Annotated in this window: 17 protein-coding genes and 3 pseudogenes; 10 read left to right on the top strand and 10 right to left on the bottom strand. The window is 47.2% G+C overall.

What is annotated here, in order from left to right:
- Positions 1–51 precede the first annotated feature (51 nt).
- Positions 52–354 carry a helix-turn-helix domain-containing protein gene (locus WFH18_RS13880; protein ID WP_005237493.1) on the bottom strand — a complete coding sequence of 101 codons (303 nt, stop codon included), beginning with the start codon at positions 352–354 and terminating at the stop codon, positions 52–54.
- Positions 347–703, bottom strand: coding sequence for a type II toxin-antitoxin system RelE/ParE family toxin (locus WFH18_RS13885; protein WP_000269911.1), 357 nt, complete (start codon positions 701–703; stop codon positions 347–349). Before WFH18_RS13885 ends, WFH18_RS13880 begins: the two co-directional genes overlap by 8 nt.
- A 608-nt stretch (positions 704–1,311) precedes the next feature.
- On the opposite strand from WFH18_RS13885, the gene WFH18_RS13890 reads away from it, so the two are divergent.
- Positions 1,312–2,016 (top strand): IS6-like element IS1007 family transposase, encoded by a 705-nt coding sequence (locus WFH18_RS13890; RefSeq protein ID WP_001067793.1) that lies wholly within the window; start codon positions 1,312–1,314, stop codon positions 2,014–2,016.
- Between the two features lie 122 nt (positions 2,017–2,138).
- Here the strand turns inward: WFH18_RS13890 and merR are convergent, their stop codons facing one another.
- Entirely contained in the window at positions 2,139–2,594 is a 456-nt protein-coding gene (gene merR, locus WFH18_RS13895; protein ID WP_001166628.1) for an Hg(II)-responsive transcriptional regulator, read from the bottom strand.
- Between the two features lie 71 nt (positions 2,595–2,665).
- Between merR and merT the strand changes: the two genes are divergently transcribed.
- The 7 genes from merT to WFH18_RS13930 all read left to right on the top strand — a co-directional run bounded on the left by merT (position 2,666) and on the right by WFH18_RS13930 (position 6,376).
- Complete coding sequence (merT, locus tag WFH18_RS13900; protein ID WP_001294659.1) at positions 2,666–3,016, top strand: mercuric ion transporter MerT; 351 nt, start codon at positions 2,666–2,668, stop codon at positions 3,014–3,016.
- A 13-nt stretch (positions 3,017–3,029) separates the two neighbouring features.
- Positions 3,030–3,305: a mercury resistance system periplasmic binding protein MerP gene (merP, locus tag WFH18_RS13905; RefSeq protein WP_004178136.1), complete on the top strand. Its 276-nt coding sequence runs from the start codon at positions 3,030–3,032 to the stop codon at positions 3,303–3,305.
- Between the two features lie 27 nt (positions 3,306–3,332).
- The gene (gene merC, locus WFH18_RS13910) at positions 3,333–3,758 is read left to right on the top strand and encodes an organomercurial transporter MerC (RefSeq protein WP_000522997.1); all 426 of its coding nucleotides are present in this window, start codon (positions 3,333–3,335) and stop codon (positions 3,756–3,758) included.
- 38 nt (positions 3,759–3,796) lie between these two features.
- Complete coding sequence (gene merA / locus WFH18_RS13915) at positions 3,797–5,482, top strand: mercury(II) reductase (protein ID WP_004644736.1); 1,686 nt, start codon at positions 3,797–3,799, stop codon at positions 5,480–5,482.
- A 17-nt stretch (positions 5,483–5,499) separates the two neighbouring features.
- Positions 5,500–5,865 (top strand): mercury resistance co-regulator MerD, encoded by a 366-nt coding sequence (gene merD / locus WFH18_RS13920; RefSeq protein ID WP_001277463.1) that lies wholly within the window; start codon positions 5,500–5,502, stop codon positions 5,863–5,865.
- On the top strand, positions 5,862–6,098 hold the full coding sequence (merE, locus tag WFH18_RS13925) for a broad-spectrum mercury transporter MerE (RefSeq protein WP_001087807.1): 237 nt from the start codon (positions 5,862–5,864) through the stop codon (positions 6,096–6,098). Before merD ends, merE begins: the two co-directional genes overlap by 4 nt.
- Positions 6,099–6,163: 65 nt before the next feature.
- The gene (locus tag WFH18_RS13930) at positions 6,164–6,376 is read left to right on the top strand and encodes a DUF3330 domain-containing protein (RefSeq protein WP_000993245.1); all 213 of its coding nucleotides are present in this window, start codon (positions 6,164–6,166) and stop codon (positions 6,374–6,376) included.
- Positions 6,377–6,426: 50 nt separating this feature from the next.
- Here WFH18_RS13930 and WFH18_RS13935 read toward each other — a convergent pair whose 3' ends face one another.
- From WFH18_RS13935 to WFH18_RS13955, 5 genes are all read right to left on the bottom strand, one after another.
- Positions 6,427–7,326: a cation diffusion facilitator family transporter gene (locus tag WFH18_RS13935; protein WP_005028603.1), complete on the bottom strand. Its 900-nt coding sequence runs from the start codon at positions 7,324–7,326 to the stop codon at positions 6,427–6,429.
- A gap of 86 nt (positions 7,327–7,412) precedes the next feature.
- On the bottom strand, positions 7,413–10,553 hold the full coding sequence (locus WFH18_RS13940) for an efflux RND transporter permease subunit (RefSeq protein ID WP_336755081.1): 3,141 nt from the start codon (positions 10,551–10,553) through the stop codon (positions 7,413–7,415).
- A complete protein-coding gene (locus WFH18_RS13945; protein WP_016658777.1) occupies positions 10,543–11,772 on the bottom strand; it encodes an efflux RND transporter periplasmic adaptor subunit in 1,230 nt (409 codons plus the stop codon). The genes WFH18_RS13940 and WFH18_RS13945 overlap by 11 nt, the downstream gene beginning before the upstream one ends.
- 1 nt (position 11,773) lies before the next feature.
- Positions 11,774–13,099, bottom strand: a complete 1,326-nt coding sequence (locus WFH18_RS13950) for a TolC family protein (protein ID WP_156189612.1) — start codon at positions 13,097–13,099, stop codon at positions 11,774–11,776.
- A 48-nt stretch (positions 13,100–13,147) separates the two neighbouring features.
- On the bottom strand, positions 13,148–13,564 hold the full coding sequence (locus WFH18_RS13955; RefSeq protein WP_227591950.1) for a cation efflux protein, CzcI-like: 417 nt from the start codon (positions 13,562–13,564) through the stop codon (positions 13,148–13,150).
- 601 nt (positions 13,565–14,165) lie between these two features.
- Between WFH18_RS13955 and WFH18_RS13960 the strand changes: the two are divergent.
- Positions 14,166–14,402, top strand: a pseudogene (locus tag WFH18_RS13960) (hypothetical protein); the annotation flags it as partial.
- Positions 14,403–14,526: 124 nt separating this feature from the next.
- On the opposite strand, the pseudogene WFH18_RS13965 reads toward WFH18_RS13960, so the two are convergent.
- Together WFH18_RS13965 and WFH18_RS13970 are read right to left on the bottom strand one after the other, a co-directional pair.
- Positions 14,527–15,304: pseudogene (locus tag WFH18_RS13965) on the bottom strand (S16 family serine protease); the annotation flags it as partial.
- Positions 15,289–15,444 (bottom strand): annotated as a pseudogene (locus tag WFH18_RS13970) (WYL domain-containing protein); the annotation flags it as partial. The pseudogenes WFH18_RS13970 and WFH18_RS13965, both read right to left, overlap by 16 nt.
- Before the next feature lie 208 nt (positions 15,445–15,652).
- Between WFH18_RS13970 and WFH18_RS13975 the strand changes: the two are divergent.
- Positions 15,653–15,991: a DUF4236 domain-containing protein gene (locus WFH18_RS13975; protein ID WP_336755086.1), complete on the top strand. Its 339-nt coding sequence runs from the start codon at positions 15,653–15,655 to the stop codon at positions 15,989–15,991.
- Positions 15,992–16,055 lie beyond the last annotated feature (64 nt).

A 16,055-nucleotide genomic window follows, 5' to 3' on the forward strand; every position in this document is an offset into this window, starting at 1 on the left:
TCAACGTTATACGAATCTAAAAATGGGAGCCTATAGCTCCCATTTTTATTGTTAAACGTTGAATCCTATATGTTTTCCTGTTGGAAGCTCTACATCAATACGGAGCTTCCCTCCCATTGCCTCAACATACTTTTTCAAGGTTGAAATCTTAAGATCATTGCCACGATTTTCTATTGCTGAAAGCGATGGCTGTTTTATTCCCAAAGTTTCAGCAAGCTCTTTTTGAGAAATTTCGAGTTCTTCACGAATAAGATGAAGCTGATTTTCTAGCAGTAATTCATCAGCCATTTTTTGAATACGGGCTTGGCTCTCTGGAGAGCGGCTAGCTAACAATTCTTGCAGAGTCTTAGCCATTAGATTTATCTCCTAGGGTAGTGAGATGAAGTTGGTATTGTTCATCTGCAATATCCAGCATGTCTTTATAAAAACGCTTTTTACCGCCTTTATCAGCAATACATAGAACAATAGCCTGTCGTAAGGGATCAAATGCGAAGAAAGCTCTTAAGGGTCTACCGCGATGTTGAACGCGCAGTTCTTTCATATTGGTAAATTTAGACTCATACACAGTATCTACTAAAGGGCGGCCTAAACTCGGCCCCTGCTGCTGTAGAACAACCAGGGCAGCTAGGACCTTCTCTTGAGTAGATTCATCTTGCTGTTCAAGCCACTGATTAAATAGATCTGTCGTAATGACTGTCCACATACCACAACCAAAATATAGATTATAGTCTATATTTTAGAGGCATTATGCTTGTTTTGCAAATGAGAAATGATAGGCAATAAAAAACCCCGGCATCCTGCCAGGGTTTTTTATTGGAACATTAGGTCTCTGTGCTCTTGCGTGTCTTATATAGCGCCATCCTGGTGCTTATTTTTAATTATATGGAACTTCCTGTTCCTGACCACTTAATCATATGAAAATTCTACTGTTCCAGATAGCCGCAAAGGGCCGAGATTGATGTGAGCCAAAGCGTACAAAATAGCCTAAATTTCATCCACAGCAATTGGGGATAGTTTTCGCCCTAGAAGAGCTGAGAACATTGGGAAAATGCCAAAATTGAGCATTTTTTAGACGATTTTATTGGCGAAAGATTACAAATCTGCTTAAAAAAACACGAGTTGTGAAAGCGTGTGTTTTCTGATCTTTTTGGTTTTGGTTTTATTGTGTCAAGTATATGATAAATAACACTATTTAAAAAGACTGTTATTCACCAATTAAAATGTCTATGCGATAAACCATTTAAAATGGGCACTGTTGCAAATAGGCTGACATGATAAGCTAAATATCTTATTTATTTCGAGATACAGCAGATGAATCCCTTCCACGGTCGGCACTTTCAAGGTGAAATCATTCTTTGGGCTGTTCGTTGGTATTGTAAATATGGCATCAGCTATCGTGAACTTCAGGAAATGCTCGCTGAACGTGGAGTGAATGTTGATCACACCACAATTTATCGCTGGGTTCAGCGTTATGCTCCAGAAATGGAAAAACGTTTACGTTGGTATTGGCGTAATCCTACAGATCGACATTTATGGCATCTGGATGAAACTTACGTAAAAGTGAATGGCAAATGGGCATATCTATACCGTGCAGTTGACCAACGTGGCCATACTCTTGATTTCTATCTTTCTGCTAGACGAAATACCCATTCAGCTTATTGTTTTCTTGGTAAGATTTTGAATCATGTCAAAAAATGGCAGATTCCACGAGTCATAAACACTGATAAGGCTCATACCTATGGCCGTGCTTTGTCGCGACTAAAACAGGAAGGAAAGTGTCCTGAAGACCTGGACCATCGACAGATTAAATACAAGAATAACGTGATTGAATGTGATCATGGCAAGCTCAAACGGATCATCAAGGCTACGTTGGGATTCAAGTCTATGAAAACGGCTTATGCCACAATTAAAGGAATTGAGGTTATGCGTGCTCTACGCAAAGGACAAGCTTCATTATTTTATAACGGTAATATTCTAGGAGAAGTTTGGCTAGTAAATAGAGTTTTCGGTCTCTAAGCTTTTTTGAAGGGAAAATCATTGACTCAGATCCCTATTTGCAACAGTGCCGTCAAAACTGCAAGTATGCAGTCTTGACCAGGCATCTAGGGGTCGTCTCAGAATTCGGAAAATAAAGCACGCTAAGGCGTAGTCACCCCGTGACTCCCCCGCGCCGATGCAGCGAGCTTCGTTCCGTCTTGCAGTGACGCAATCAGCGGGCAGGAAACGTTCCCTTTCCGCGCATGGCAGGCGCACACCAGTTCAGACAGCACGGCCTCCATGCGTGCCAAGTCGGCCATCTTCTCGCGCACATCCTTGAGCTTGTGCTCGGCCAGGCCGCTGGCTTCCTCGCAATGGGTGCCATCCTCCAGCCGCAGTAGCTCGGCGATTTCGTCCAGGCTAAAGCCCAGCCGCTGGGCCGATTTCACGAACCGCACTCGTGTTACATCCGCCTCGCCATAGCGGCGAATGCTGCCATAGGGCTTGTCTGGCTCCGGCAGCAGGCCCTTGCGCTGGTAGAACCGGATGGTCTCCACATTGACCCCGGCCGCCTTGGCAAAAACGCCAATGGTCAGATTCTCAAAATTAATTTGCATATCGCTTGACTCCGTACATAACTACGGAAGTAAGCTTAAGCTATCCAAACCAAATTTGAAAGGACAAGCGTATGTCTGAACCACAAAACGGGCGCGGCGCGCTCTTCGCCGGTGGGCTGGCCGCCATTCTTGCGTCGGCCTGCTGCCTGGGGCCGCTGGTTTTGATCGCCTTGGGGTTCAGCGGGGCATGGATCGGCAACCTGACGGTATTGGAGCCGTATCGGCCGATCTTCATCGGCGCGGCGCTGGTTGCACTGTTCTTTGCCTGGCGGCGCATCGTCCGACCGACCGCAGCCTGCAAGCCGGGCGAGGTGTGCGCGATTCCGCAAGTGCGCACCACCTACAAGCTCATTTTCTGGTTCGTCGCCGTGTTGGTCTTGGTCGCGCTTGGTTTTCCCTACGTCATGCCATTTTTCTACTAATCAGGAGTTCATCATGAAAAAGCTGTTTGCCTCCCTCGCTCTCGCCGCTTTCGTTGCCCCCGTGTTCGCCGCCACTCAGACCGTCACGCTGTCCGTGCCTGGCATGACCTGCGCCTCTTGCCCGATCACTGTCAAGCACGCGCTTTCCAAGGTTGAGGGCGTGAGCAAGACCGACGTAAGTTTCGACAAGCGCCAGGCCGTCGTCACCTTCGACGATGCCAAGACCAACGTCCAGAAGTTGACCAAGGCGACCGAGGACGCGGGCTATCCGTCCAGCCTCAAACGCTGATCCGTTAACCGAACTCGGGAGCGACACATGGGACTCATCACGCGCATCGCTGGCAAAACCGGCGCGCTCGGCAGCGTCGTTTCCGCGATGGGCTGCGCCGCCTGTTTTCCTGCCATCGCCAGCTTTGGCGCGGCCATCGGACTGGGCTTCTTGAGCCAGTACGAGGGGCTATTCATTGGCATCCTGCTGCCGATGTTCGCCGGCATCACGTTACTCGCCAATGCTATCGCTTGGCTCAATCATCGACAGTGGCGACGCACGGCGCTCGGCACGATAGGCCCGATCTTGGTGCTGGCAGCGGTGTTTTTAATGCGGGCTTACGGCTGGCAGAGCGGTGGACTGCTCTATGTCGGCCTGGCCTTGATGGTTGGGGTGTCGGTCTGGGATTTCATCTCGCCAGCACATCGCCGCTGCGGGCCGGACAGCTGTGAATTGCCAGAACAACGTGGCTGACGGCAACAGCCGTAGCCACCACAGAAAAGGAAAAATACATGACCACCCTGAAAATCACCGGGATGACCTGCGACTCGTGCGCGGCTCACGTCAAGGAAGCCTTGGAGAAAGTGCCCGGCGTGCAATCGGCGCTGGTGTCCTATCCGAAGGGCACAGCGCAACTCGCCATTGAGGCGGGCACGTCATCGGATGCGCTGACTACCGCCGTGGCCGGACTGGGCTACGAGGCAACGCTTGCCGATGCGCCACCGACGGACAACCGCGCCGGCCTGCTCGACAAGATGCGCGGCTGGATAGGGGCCGCTGATAAGCCCAGTGGCAACGAACGCCCGTTGCAGGTCGTCGTCATTGGTAGCGGTGGCGCGGCAATGGCGGCAGCACTGAAGGCCGTCGAGCAAGGCGCGCACGTCTCGCTGATCGAGCGCGGCACCATCGGCGGCACCTGCGTCAACGTCGGCTGCGTGCCGTCCAAGATCATGATTCGCGCCGCCCACATCGCCCATTTACGTCGGGAAAGTCCGTTCGACGGCGGTATCGCGGCGACTGTGCCTGCGATTGACCGCAGCAAACTACTGGCCCAGCAGCAGGCGCGCGTCGAAGAACTGCGCCATGCCAAGTACGAAGGCATTCTGGACGGCAACCCGGCCATCACCGTTGTACATGGTGAGGCGCGTTTCAAGGATGAGCAGAGCCTGGTCGTCCGTTTAAACGATGGTGGCGAGCGCGTGGTAGCTTTCGACCGCTGCTTAGTCGCCACGGGTGCCAGCCCGGCCGTGCCGCCGATTCCGGGCCTGAAAGAGTCACCCTACTGGACTTCGACCGAGGCCCTGGTCAGCGACACCCTTCCCGAACGCCTAGCTGTGATCGGCTCGTCGGTGGTCGCGCTGGAACTGGCGCAAGCCTTCGCCCGGCTGGGCAGCCAGGTCACGATCCTAGCTCGCAACACGCTGTTCTTCCGCGACGACCCGGCCATCGGCGAGGCCGTTACAGCCGCGTTCCGTGCCGAAGGGATCAAGGTATTGGAACACACGCAAGCCAGCCAGGTCGCGCATGTGGACGGCGAATTCGTGCTGACCACCGGGTACGGTGAAATACGCGCCGACCAGCTGCTGGTCGCCACTGGCAGGGCACCGAACACGCGCAGCCTGGCATTGGAAGCGGCGGGAGTCGCTGCCAATGCGCAGGGGGCCATCGTCATCGACAAGGGCATGCGCACCAGTACGCCACACATTTATGCGGCTGGCGACTGCACCGACCAGCCTCAGTTCGTCTATGTGGCGGCAGCGGCCGGCACCCGTGCTGCGATCAACATGACTGGCGGCGATGCGGCCCTGGACCTGACCGCAATGCCGGCCGTGGTATTCACCGACCCGCAGGTCGCCACCGTGGGCTACAGCGAGGCGGAAGCACATCACGACGGGATCGAGACCGACAGTCGCACCTTGACCTTGGACAACGTGCCGCGTGCGCTTGCCAACTTCGACACACGCGGCTTCATCAAGCTGGTCATCGAGGAAGGTAGCGGACGGCTCATCGGCGTGCAAGCGGTGGCCCCGGAAGCGGGTGAACTGATCCAGACGGCGGTGCTCGCCATTCGCAACCGTATGACCGTGCAGGAACTGGCCGACCAATTGTTCCCCTACCTGACCATGGTCGAAGGGCTGAAGCTCGCGGCGCAGACCTTCAGCAAGGACGTGAAGCAGCTTTCGTGCTGCGCCGGATGAGGAAAAGGAGGTGTTCAATGAGCGCCTACACAGTGTCCCGGCTGGCCCTTGATGCCGGGGTGAGCGTGCATATCGTGCGCGACTACCTGCTGCGCGGATTGCTACGGCCGGTCGCGTGCACCACGGGCGGCTACGGCTTGTTCGATGACACCGCGTTGCAACGGCTGCGCTTTGTACGGGCTGCCTTCGAAGCGGGTATCGGCCTGGACGCACTGGCGCGGCTGTGCCGGGCGCTGGATGCTGCGGACGGTGACGGTGCGTCTGCGCAGCTTGCCGTGTTGCGGCAACTCGTCGAGCGTCGGCGCGAGGCCCTGGCCAGCCTCGAAATGCAACTGGCCGCCATGCCAACCGAACCGGCACAGCACGCGGAGAGTCTGCCATGAACAGCCCAGAGCACTTGCCGTCTGAGACGCACAAACCGATCACCGGCTACTTGTGGGGCGCGCTGGCCGTGCTCACCTGTCCCTGCCATTTGCCGATTCTCGCCATTGTGCTAGCCGGCACGACGGCCGGCGCGTTCATCGGGGAGCACTGGGGTATTGCAGCCCTCACGCTGACCGGCTTGTTTGTCCTGTCTGTGACGCGGCTGCTGCGGGCCTTCAAGGGAAGATCATGACCGCTTCCCAGCCAGCCGAGAGTGGGCAGCTTTGAGCTTCGCTACCAATCTGGAGGAGTACCACCATGAACGCAAACGCCCCGAACACTGCCAGTTGCACCACCTGCTGCGTATGCTGCAAAGAAATTCCGCTCGATGCCGCCTTCACCCCGGAAGGCGCGGAATACGTCGAACATTTCTGCGGGCTGGATTGCTATGAACGCTTCCAGGCACGCGCCAAGGCCGCGACAGAATCTGACATTGCGCCTGTTCCTGGCGGTTCGCAGCCGTCAGATTGAAGCATACTTTAAAGTTACACAAAACATCTATATGAAGACTAAAGTCCAAATTAGTGTTTATGTTGGTTCAATGTATTACATTTCGTATTTTCTATTTGTAACGTAATTTCAGTAATATTATGATTATGTTTTAGAACTTCTAAGGCCTTTTGATAGAGTTGATCTGTATTGCTATTCGGAGCAACCAAATGAGCAGTTAAATGAATATTTCTTGAGGATATAGCCCAGACTTTCAACTGATGAATCCCTTCAACGCCCTCTAGCTTCAATAAATCATTTCTTAACGACTCAATATCAATCTCATCAGGAACTCCTTCAAGCAGAATATGAATACTTTGTTTTAATAAAATCCAAGTTCGAGGTAAGACCCAGAAGCCAATTAACACAGCGATTACGGTATCAACCCACATCCACTGGGTAAAATAAATAACTATTCCTCCGATAATCACGCCTATCGATCCTAGAGCATCACTAAGAACTTCTAAATATGCACCTTTTATATTTAGACTTCCTTCAGCACTAGCAGAAAGGATTTTCATTGAAATCAAATTTATGACCAAACCAATGACCGCGACAATCATCATTCCAACACTTTGAATTTCAGCAGGATTCGTAAAACGTTGATAAGCTTCATATACAATATATATTGCTACCACAAAAAGCATCACCGCATTAAACAGAGCCGCTAAAATTTCAAATCGCTGATAGCCAAAAGTTCTTTTATCATCTGCGGCTTTTTTACCAATTTTGATAGCGGCAAGAGCAATAGCTAAAGCGGCTACATCAGTAAACATATGAGCTGCATCAGATAACAAAGCCAAACTTTGGGTAATAAAAGCAGCGACAACTTCTACTATTAAAAAAGTAGTCGTTAAACCTAAGGCAACCATTAACTTCTTACTATTTTCTTCAGTAACAACCGCATGGCTATGATCATGATGTTCTGACATAAAATATTTTCCTTATTCTATTTATGATGAGCAGAGATATTGGATAACAGCCAATATCTCTGCTGTAAATCGACTAATCTATTGGATTAAGAAACTTTCTTTTCATTTATCCAACGATAAAGCACGGGTAACAGCACCAAAGTTAGTAATGTTGAAGAGATAATCCCGCCAATCACTACGGTTGCCAGTGGCCGTTGAACCTCAGCCCCTGTTCCGGTTGCCAGCGCCATTGGTACAAAACCCAGTGAAGCCACACAAGCTGTCATCAACACTGGTCTTAAGCGCAAAATAGCCCCTTGCCACACGGCTTTATGCACTGGATATTTGTCCCTTAATTCCTTAATAAAGGTCAGCATTACCAGTCCATTGAGGACTGCAACACCAGATAAGGCAATAAAGCCAATTCCAGCTGACATCGATAATGGAATATCCCTTAGCCAAAGGAACAGCACACCACCGGTCAAGGCAAAGGGTACCCCGGTAAAGACCAATAGACTTTCTTTGACATTGTGAAAGACCGCCATCAGTAAAATAAAGATAGTGATTAAAGCCAGTGGAATCACGATTTGCATCCGTGCTTTGGCTGAAGCCAAATTTTCAAACTGACCGCCATATTCTATCCAATAACCACTTGGCAAAGTGTATGCTTTGAGCTGTGTCTGTACATCAGAAACAAAAGACCCTAAATCACGCCCTTCAACATTCGTTGTAACCACAACTCGGCGTTTACCATTTTCTCGACTGACTTGGTTGATTCCTTCAATGGTCGAGACTTGCGCGACATCCGACAATAAAATACTGCCACCATTTGGAAGCTGAATAGGTAACTGGGAAACAGATGCGACACTACGGTCTTGCTCTCCAAGACGGATAACAAAATCAAAACGACGATCGCCTTCTAAAATCTCTCCCACGCTTTGTCCACCAATACTTGCAGCCACCACATCCTGAATAGATTTCACACTCAAGCCATACTGGGCAGCTAAAGCTTTATCAATCTCTACATTGAGTAAAGGCAGACCCGAAGTTTGTTCAACTTTCACCGCACTGCTACCTGCGACTTGCTGAATGATTTTCGCGATTTTTGCAGCCTCAGTATTCAAAACCTGCATGTCATCACCAAAAACCTTCACCCCCACATCACTGCGTATACCTGAAATCAGTTCATTAAAACGTAGCTCAATAGGCTGAGAAAACTCACTGTTATTGCCGGGAATTGTCGCAAGATAAGCTTCCATTCGGGTTCGAAGTGCATCTAGGCTTTCTTTTGAATCTGGCCATTCCTCACGTGGTTTCAGCATGATATAACCATCGGAAATATTCGGTGGCATCACATCTGTCGCCACTTCAGCAGTCCCGGTACGGGCAAATATAGCTTTAATTTCGGGAAAGTTTTTCAGTAAAAGCTTTTCGGTATTTTCCTGAATACGTAAAGACTCTTCCAAGCCTGTGCTTGGAGAACGTAATTGCTGTACCGCAAAATCACCTTCACTCAGCTGGGGTGCAAACTCACTGCCAATCTTCGTGCTGAGCAGACCCGTAATGACCAGGAGACAAATGGCAAAAGTTAAAACCACCGCTTTGTAATGATAGGCTCCATCCAATATCTGTTGATATCGGGTTTTGAGCCAGATCATCCAACGGCTTTCCGTTTCTTTGATCTCCCCTTTAACCCATAAAGCAACTGCAGCGGGCACAAAGGTGATCGATAAAATAATAGCTGCCACCAGTGCGAGAACAACGGTTAAAGCCATCGGATGAAATAGTTTTGCTTCTACACCACTTAAAGCAAAAATCGGCATATACACCACCAAAATAATAAGCTGACCAAAAATAAGAGGACGACGTGCTTGGCGGGCAGCCAGAAAAACTTCCTTAAAGCGTTCACTTTGTGTGAGAGGTCGTTTTAACAGTTGCTGTGTATGGGCTAAACGCCGGATACAGTTTTCGACAATCACCACAGCACCATCGACAATGATGCCGAAATCGAGTGCACCTAAACTCATCAGATTGGCACTGATATTTTTCTGTGCCATCCCGGTTAAGGTAAACAGCATAGAGAGTGGAATGACACAGGCAGTAATCAAGGCAGCACGGATATTCCCTAAAAACAGGAACAGAATGATGATGACCAGGATTGCTCCCTCTACCAAGTTTTTCTGAACGGTTTTAATCGCCTTCTCAACCAAGGTAGTACGGTCGTACACCGGTTCAATCACTACCCCTTTAGGCAAACTATTCTGAATATCTTGAAGCTTGGCATCCACAGCTTTAGAAACAGTCCGGCTATTTCCACCCATCGCCATCATGGCAATCCCTAAAACGGTTTCTTTGCCGTTATAGGTTGCCCCACCGGTTCTTAAATCATGCCCAATAGAGACTTGCGCAATATCACCAACCCGAATTGGGCTGCCATTTGGGCTACCCAGCATGGTGTTCTCAATATCAGAAAGCCCATTGAATGTACCCGGTACACGTACCGTCAGTTGCTGACCATTGTCTTCAATATAACCTGCACCTCGGTTCTCATTATTTTGCGCTAAAGCCTGTTGCAGTTGTTCTAATGAGATATTCAGTTGCTGCATCCGGTTTAAATCGGGAGAGACCACATAGGTTTTTTCAAAACCACCAATACTGTTGACCTCTGCAACTCCCTTAACACGTTGCAGTTGAGGACGCACAATCCAGTCCTGAATCTCACGCAAATCCATCGGCGTGTATGCAGTTCCATCCGGCTTTTTCGCATTCGGATCTGCCTTCAGTACCCATTGATAAATCTCACCGAGACCCGTAGAAACGGGGGACATCGTCGGTGCGATTTGTGCAGGCAACTCAGATTGCGCCTCCTGTATCCGTTGGTTAATCTGCTGACGGGCCCAATAAATATCAGTCCCATCTTTAAAGACAATGGTGACTTGAGAGAGTCCATAACGGGATATGGAACGGGTAAGCTCCAGATCCGGAATGCCAGCCATGGCATTTTCAATGGGATAGGTAATCCGCTGTTCGACTTCAAGCGCAGTAAAACCCTTGGCTTGAGTATTAATCTGGACTTGGGTATTGGTAATATCGGGTACAGCATCAATCGGGAGTTTCTGATAGCTATACACCCCGACCGCAATCCAGGTACAGACAAAGAGCAACACCCAAATCGCATTTTGTATGGAAAACTGAATGATTCGTTCGAATAAACCTTCTGGTTTTGGCAGATCAGAATTAATGTTCATGGCCTGCCTCGTCTTTTTCTAATTCAGATTTCAACAAGAAACTGCCTTGAGCGATATACTTCTGCCCTTCAGTCAGCCCAGAAATCACTTCAAGCCATTGTCCATCACTTGAAGCCTGCCCCAATTGCACTTTCTGTGCTTTTAAGTGGACTTGACCTTTTTGTTCTGAATCTACGATGAAAATACTGTCTTCACCTTCAATACTTTGCAGCGCAGACTTTTGAATCCGAAGGGCTGATTTTGCTGTAGCTTCCGGAATCAACACTCTCACTAACACATTAGAACGCAACTCAGTAGCTTGCGCATCGAGTTTTGCGCGCACCACCAGACGCCCTGTTTGTACATCTGCCTGAGAGGTTAAGCTTTGTACAGTAGCTTTATAGATTTGATCTGAATCATTCACTTTAAAGTCAATTTTTTGCCCGGCTTGCAGTTGACCTGAGAATTGATTCGGCAAATTAAACTCAAGCCATAAATCTTTCAGCTGTTCAATGACAAAGAGCTGATTAGCCAGTTGCACATTTTCACCGACCACAATATCTTTTTGACTGATCACCCCAGAGATCGGTGCTTTAATCAGAAAACGCCCATTGTTATTGCCACTTGCACCTAATGCATTTAAACGTGCTTGTGAGGACTGGACAGTAATCTGCGCTTGACGGTAGGCATTTTCGGCACGCTGGTAATCCTGTTTGGCAGAAATCCCCTGTGACCAGAGTTGCTGTTCGCGCTGGTAATCTTTACGGGCCAAATCCAGATTCACCTGTGCCATACGCAGATTTGCCTGTTGGTCGATCAGTTCAGGCACGATTAGTACAGCCAGCGTTTGTCCTTTTTGCACGCTCTGTCCTAAAGCCACATTGACCTGCTCGACATGACCACTAAAATTAGGCGATATATGCGCTTGTTGATCGGTATTCACCACCAATTTACCTGGCAGGGTTGTCAGCTTTTCAACCAATCCTGTGGATGCAACAGCAACTTTTAAACCTTGTTCAACCATTTGTTGGCTGGTCAGTTGTATTTCGCCTTCTTCAGCATGTCCTTCTTCAGAACTATCTTCATCAGAATGTTCGGCATTTCCCTCATCATGACCATGCCCCTCAGATTCAGTTTTTTTTGAACTTAACCAAATAACCAGACTGACCAAGACCGTAATCAGAATCAAAATTGCAATCATGAGAGACTGGGATATTTTTCCGTTTTGCTTGGCGTTCATTTTATCGTGCTCCCCCATTGATTAAATTTTGCGATGCTTCGACTGCCTTTTTATTCAGTTGTGTATAGGCATCCGAACGGCTAATTTCTTCATAACTTGTGCCAATACTGAGTGCCTCAGCTGCGAGGGCAGTTTGCCAAGCTTGACGTAGAATTTGTAATTGACCCAATCGAAGATTCTGCAGTTGGGTGGTTGCTTGCTGAACGTCGGTAATGGACAGTTTCCCTGCCTGAAACCCTTGTAAAGTACGGCTCTGAACTTTGGTCGCCAAAGTAACTTGTGCTGTTGTGGCATCGAACTGGCTACGTAAACCTTTGAGCTGATGCATGCTGTTGGCAATATCGAGTATTTGTTGCTTCAGCTCACGCTGCTGCTGTTGGTTCAGCAATATTTGCTGTTGCTGGACCATCGGGATCGCATATTGCTGGCGATTGAAAATATTCAGTGGAATAGCCACGCCGATTGCTAAAGTCGTATCGTTGCTTTCATTAGGGGTTTTGCTACGTTTCATGCCTACATTTAAAGTCGGATTGGGACGTGCCTGAATTCTTAAATTTTCAATTTGATGATCCGATTGCTGAATGTTCAAGGCATAGAATTTTTCTAGCCACCCTTCAGCAATATACCGTTGCACAGTTTGGAGACTTTGCTCTGGCCAAGGGATAGCGGTTTTATTCAATTGAAGATGTGAAGATGTTTCTCCCCCCCACAAATTAGACAGCTGACGACCGGCAGCTTGTTTATTCAGCATCGCTTGCTGATAAAGTCGTTGGATTTCTAGCGCTTCAATTTGGGTACGCTCAAAATCAACCAGGGCAATACTGCCTGCCTGATAGCGTTTCTGGGCACTGTCCAGATTGGCTTTACTTGTTTTTAACTGTACTGAATAAGCAGACTGCTCAACCTCAGCAAGTGCAAATTGCGACCATGCAAATTTAACAATCAGTTGGCTTTGTGCCTTCCATAATTGCTGTTGCAATTGGATTTGTTGATTCGAGGTATTGGCAATCACCCGGTTCAGCTTACGCTGACCAAATAGATCTAGAGGTTGACTAACGCCAACATTGAATTCCTGTTCTTGACCTGAGCCAAAGCCAGACTGTTCTAAACTTATACTTGGATTCTGCCATAACCGACTTTGCTGAATATTCAATTCAGATATTTGCTGAACTTGTTGCCACAGCTTGTCTTGAGTCTGGTAACTTTGTACTTTTGCTAAAGCGGATTCAAAGCTGGTAACGTTTTCAGCATAGCTATATTGCATAGCCGCTGCACATATACAAGCAACCAAGCTATGACGCAAGAGTATAATTGATTGTGAAGACATGATTTTTCCCACTTATTTAAATAATAAAAGTGGTGGGAATGTTTTAGGCTACCCCACCATGAGCGGGGAAAATTTGGGAGGTGGGCTTTGTTGAAACAGGTCAGGAGCCTGATAGCTGTTTTTCCAATGAAATTGTGGATTCACTTTAACTTCAGAGCTTGGATGAAACACATCTACTTTTTCATTTTGTACAATCAAATGCGTCATCGATGGTAGATGATCTTGATGATCTTCACCGATTTCTAAATCGCTACTGAATGTTTTTATGTTTTCTGACTGTCCATTATGATCGTGTTGACGACTATCGCTGGCACACAAGGTATTTTGGTGATGACCAAAATGATAACTCTGCTGTGATTGAGGCTGTTGTTCATGGACACAAAAGGCCGCCGCCACATTCCAAAAGCTTTGGAACATGAACAATCCAACCAAGACTGTAATCCATGTAGTAGAACGCATCATCATAACAATCGAAAAATTTGTACCAAGTATAAGGCTTAGAGCCACTCCAAGGTCAAGCTTAATAAATTAAATTAAACATTCAATGAACACTGAATAGCCGGCACTTTTGCAAATTTACCTTGTCTCTATAAGCTCACATCAATTTCAGGTAAGAATAACAATAGATAGACACAAGAACTTCAAGGTACGACGAAATCATACAAAGTAATCCCATATGAAAACTTCGGTATGATGGCTGTTTTTTATTAGCTACATATTTTTGAATAGCCACCAAAATTCTAGACACACATAACCATCTTTTGATGGGCCTTTTCATAATCTAACTGTCAAAACATTAGAACAACTATTACACATATTCTATATGAGCGTGGACTACACTCCAGCTGAGATTTCATTATTAACGAGCGAATAGCTTTAATTAAAAAGCCCTCATAAAAATTATGAGGGCTTAACCAGACTGTGATTATTTCAAACTAATGATGAACCGTACCGGGTTTGTCGGAGACTTTTTATTTAAGTTAGGCCACCTGACCTAACGGGTTAATCTTATCATAGTACATTGCTTCAAACTCAAAAGGCGATACATTGTCAACGGCATTCTAAAATTGACCCCTTTTACCTTACAAATGGCAAAGTAAAATTGACCCCTGAAATCAGAGAAAGAGCGGTTCAATTACTAATTGAATCTGAAAAAGATTATCCTTCTACTTGGGCAGCAATCACAGCTATTGCTCCTAAAATCGGTTGTACTCCTGAAACATTGCGTGTTTGGTATCAAAAATATTTAGATCAACAAAATCCTGTCAAAATACAACAGATATCTGATCAAGAAAAAATGAAGGGTAATCCCCCCCTAAAATACTAGCTCTTTAAAAGAGGCAGTATTATGCTTTTACAACATGGTGTTTAACTTGAGAAACTGAATTTAAAACAATCTACTGTAACTCTTCCAGACAGATATGAAATTAATCCACCCCTAGCCCCTTAAACACAGCATCTACCGGATCTGCATAAAAGCTGGTCTGGAACTTGGTAAACAGTTCCACAGGAATCGTTGGGATATCTGCCGCACTACTCATTGGCAAAGCAACCTTCTTGGCACCCGCATCAAAAGCAACTTGAAGACATTCGGCAATACTTTCCACCGGTGTCACAGAACCACCCAAGCTCATATCACCCAGTACCACCATCTGACTTTGAACCGATCGTCCTAAGAGGCCAGAAGCGAAAGCCACTAAACTTGGCAGAGCAAGATGGCTGAGCGGCCCGGTATTCTGTAACTCCACCACATGTAAGTGGAAGTCATGTTCCAGCACCTTACTGCCCCCCGAGATCCGGGATGCATTGGCCTTGAAGTAGTCAAAAGCAATCTTGACCTGTTCTTTGGCACTACTTGAATTCCATAAGCCAGATGTCGCCAACTTTCCTGAACCTTTAGTGACTTGCAGTTCTAAGCGGTATAAGCCTGGCATGCCCTTATTACTAAGACCAATGGTATACAGGAAGCCTGGTTTAGCAGGACCTTCGGGAATAAGTCCACCTCCACCCTGCTCTTTTACCGAAACAAAATGCTCTTCTAGGGTGTCATTGTCGATATAGCTAAAATGCACATCATAGAATTCCATCCCTCCAATTTTTCTTCAGCTGTTCTTTGACCCGACGGCGCACCTGCAGTGCATATTCCAGGCATTGCCGTACATCTTCTTTGTTAAACTGACCATGTGGGTATACAGCGTATTGTAACGCTTGATATCCGCAGAAGCCTGCTGTCGACTGAGCCCAAACCAGCTCATTAAACGATTGGTAACCAAACGACCTTCCCAGTAAGCAAGCAGCTCGATCGCTCGCATTCGTAGCAGGACTTCATGCTTATCTGTCGTCATATACCAATCAGTCAATAAATAGCAGCTTTAAGATTACCCTACAGCAAATATACAGTAAACATTTTTGACGGTATTTAAAGGTAGTATTGCAATCACCAGATAAAAAATATACTAGTATCCTGATGATAGCCGTCAAAGTACGATCTCTAGCAGATCATGGATCCTGGTATAGCGCGTGAATTGAGCTAAGTTTTAGAATGAGAGCAATATGGGTTTTAGATTTCGTAAAAGTATTAAATTATTCCCGGGTTTTAAAATTAATCTGACCCATAAAGGCATCAGCAGTGCCAGCATTGGCAAACCTGGTGCTTCTCTAAATATTGGGAAAAAAGGTACGCGAACCAGTGTCGGTATTCCTGGTACGGGACTATCTTACTCTAAACACCAGCCTTACTCTAAAAAAACCCGTGTTCCACAACCGACATCGCTAGAACACACGGAATATAATCCTCAGAATTTAGAACAACCGAAGACAAAGATCTGGCCTTGGATTATTTTTGGGTGGTGTTTCAAAAAGTATGCTGAAAAAAAGCAGGTTGGATTTTGATAAAATAGAGAAATGCGAATAACTCTAGAAATCAAGTGTCCAGCCTGCCTAAGTGACAGTATAA

Origin of the sequence: Acinetobacter sp. USHLN143, assembly GCF_037145695.1 — a bacterium.
Lineage (GTDB): Bacteria > Pseudomonadota > Gammaproteobacteria > Pseudomonadales > Moraxellaceae > Acinetobacter > Acinetobacter fasciculus.

Excerpts from the sequence above, each read along its gene's own strand:
- WFH18_RS13930 (WP_000993245.1), top strand. The coding sequence starts at position 6,164 with ATGAACGCAAACGCCCCGAACACTGCCAGTTGCACCACCTGCTGCGTA.
- WFH18_RS13945 (WP_016658777.1), bottom strand. The coding sequence starts at position 11,772 with ATGAACGCCAAGCAAAACGGAAAAATATCCCAGTCTCTCATGATTGCA.
- merP (WP_004178136.1), top strand. The coding sequence starts at position 3,030 with ATGAAAAAGCTGTTTGCCTCCCTCGCTCTCGCCGCTTTCGTTGCCCCC.
- merT (WP_001294659.1), top strand. The coding sequence starts at position 2,666 with ATGTCTGAACCACAAAACGGGCGCGGCGCGCTCTTCGCCGGTGGGCTG.
- WFH18_RS13880 (WP_005237493.1), bottom strand. The coding sequence starts at position 354 with ATGGCTAAGACTCTGCAAGAATTGTTAGCTAGCCGCTCTCCAGAGAGC.
- WFH18_RS13955 (WP_227591950.1), bottom strand. The coding sequence starts at position 13,564 with ATGATGATGCGTTCTACTACATGGATTACAGTCTTGGTTGGATTGTTC.
- merE (WP_001087807.1), top strand. The coding sequence starts at position 5,862 with ATGAACAGCCCAGAGCACTTGCCGTCTGAGACGCACAAACCGATCACC.
- WFH18_RS13885 (WP_000269911.1), bottom strand. The coding sequence starts at position 703 with ATGTGGACAGTCATTACGACAGATCTATTTAATCAGTGGCTTGAACAG.
- WFH18_RS13890 (WP_001067793.1), top strand. The coding sequence starts at position 1,312 with ATGAATCCCTTCCACGGTCGGCACTTTCAAGGTGAAATCATTCTTTGG.
- WFH18_RS13935 (WP_005028603.1), bottom strand. The coding sequence starts at position 7,326 with ATGTCAGAACATCATGATCATAGCCATGCGGTTGTTACTGAAGAAAAT.
- WFH18_RS13940 (WP_336755081.1), bottom strand. The coding sequence starts at position 10,553 with ATGAACATTAATTCTGATCTGCCAAAACCAGAAGGTTTATTCGAACGA.
- WFH18_RS13975 (WP_336755086.1), top strand. The coding sequence starts at position 15,653 with ATGGGTTTTAGATTTCGTAAAAGTATTAAATTATTCCCGGGTTTTAAA.
- merR (WP_001166628.1), bottom strand. The coding sequence starts at position 2,594 with ATGCAAATTAATTTTGAGAATCTGACCATTGGCGTTTTTGCCAAGGCG.
- WFH18_RS13950 (WP_156189612.1), bottom strand. The coding sequence starts at position 13,099 with ATGTCTTCACAATCAATTATACTCTTGCGTCATAGCTTGGTTGCTTGT.
- merD (WP_001277463.1), top strand. The coding sequence starts at position 5,500 with ATGAGCGCCTACACAGTGTCCCGGCTGGCCCTTGATGCCGGGGTGAGC.
- merA (WP_004644736.1), top strand. The coding sequence starts at position 3,797 with ATGACCACCCTGAAAATCACCGGGATGACCTGCGACTCGTGCGCGGCT.
- merC (WP_000522997.1), top strand. The coding sequence starts at position 3,333 with ATGGGACTCATCACGCGCATCGCTGGCAAAACCGGCGCGCTCGGCAGC.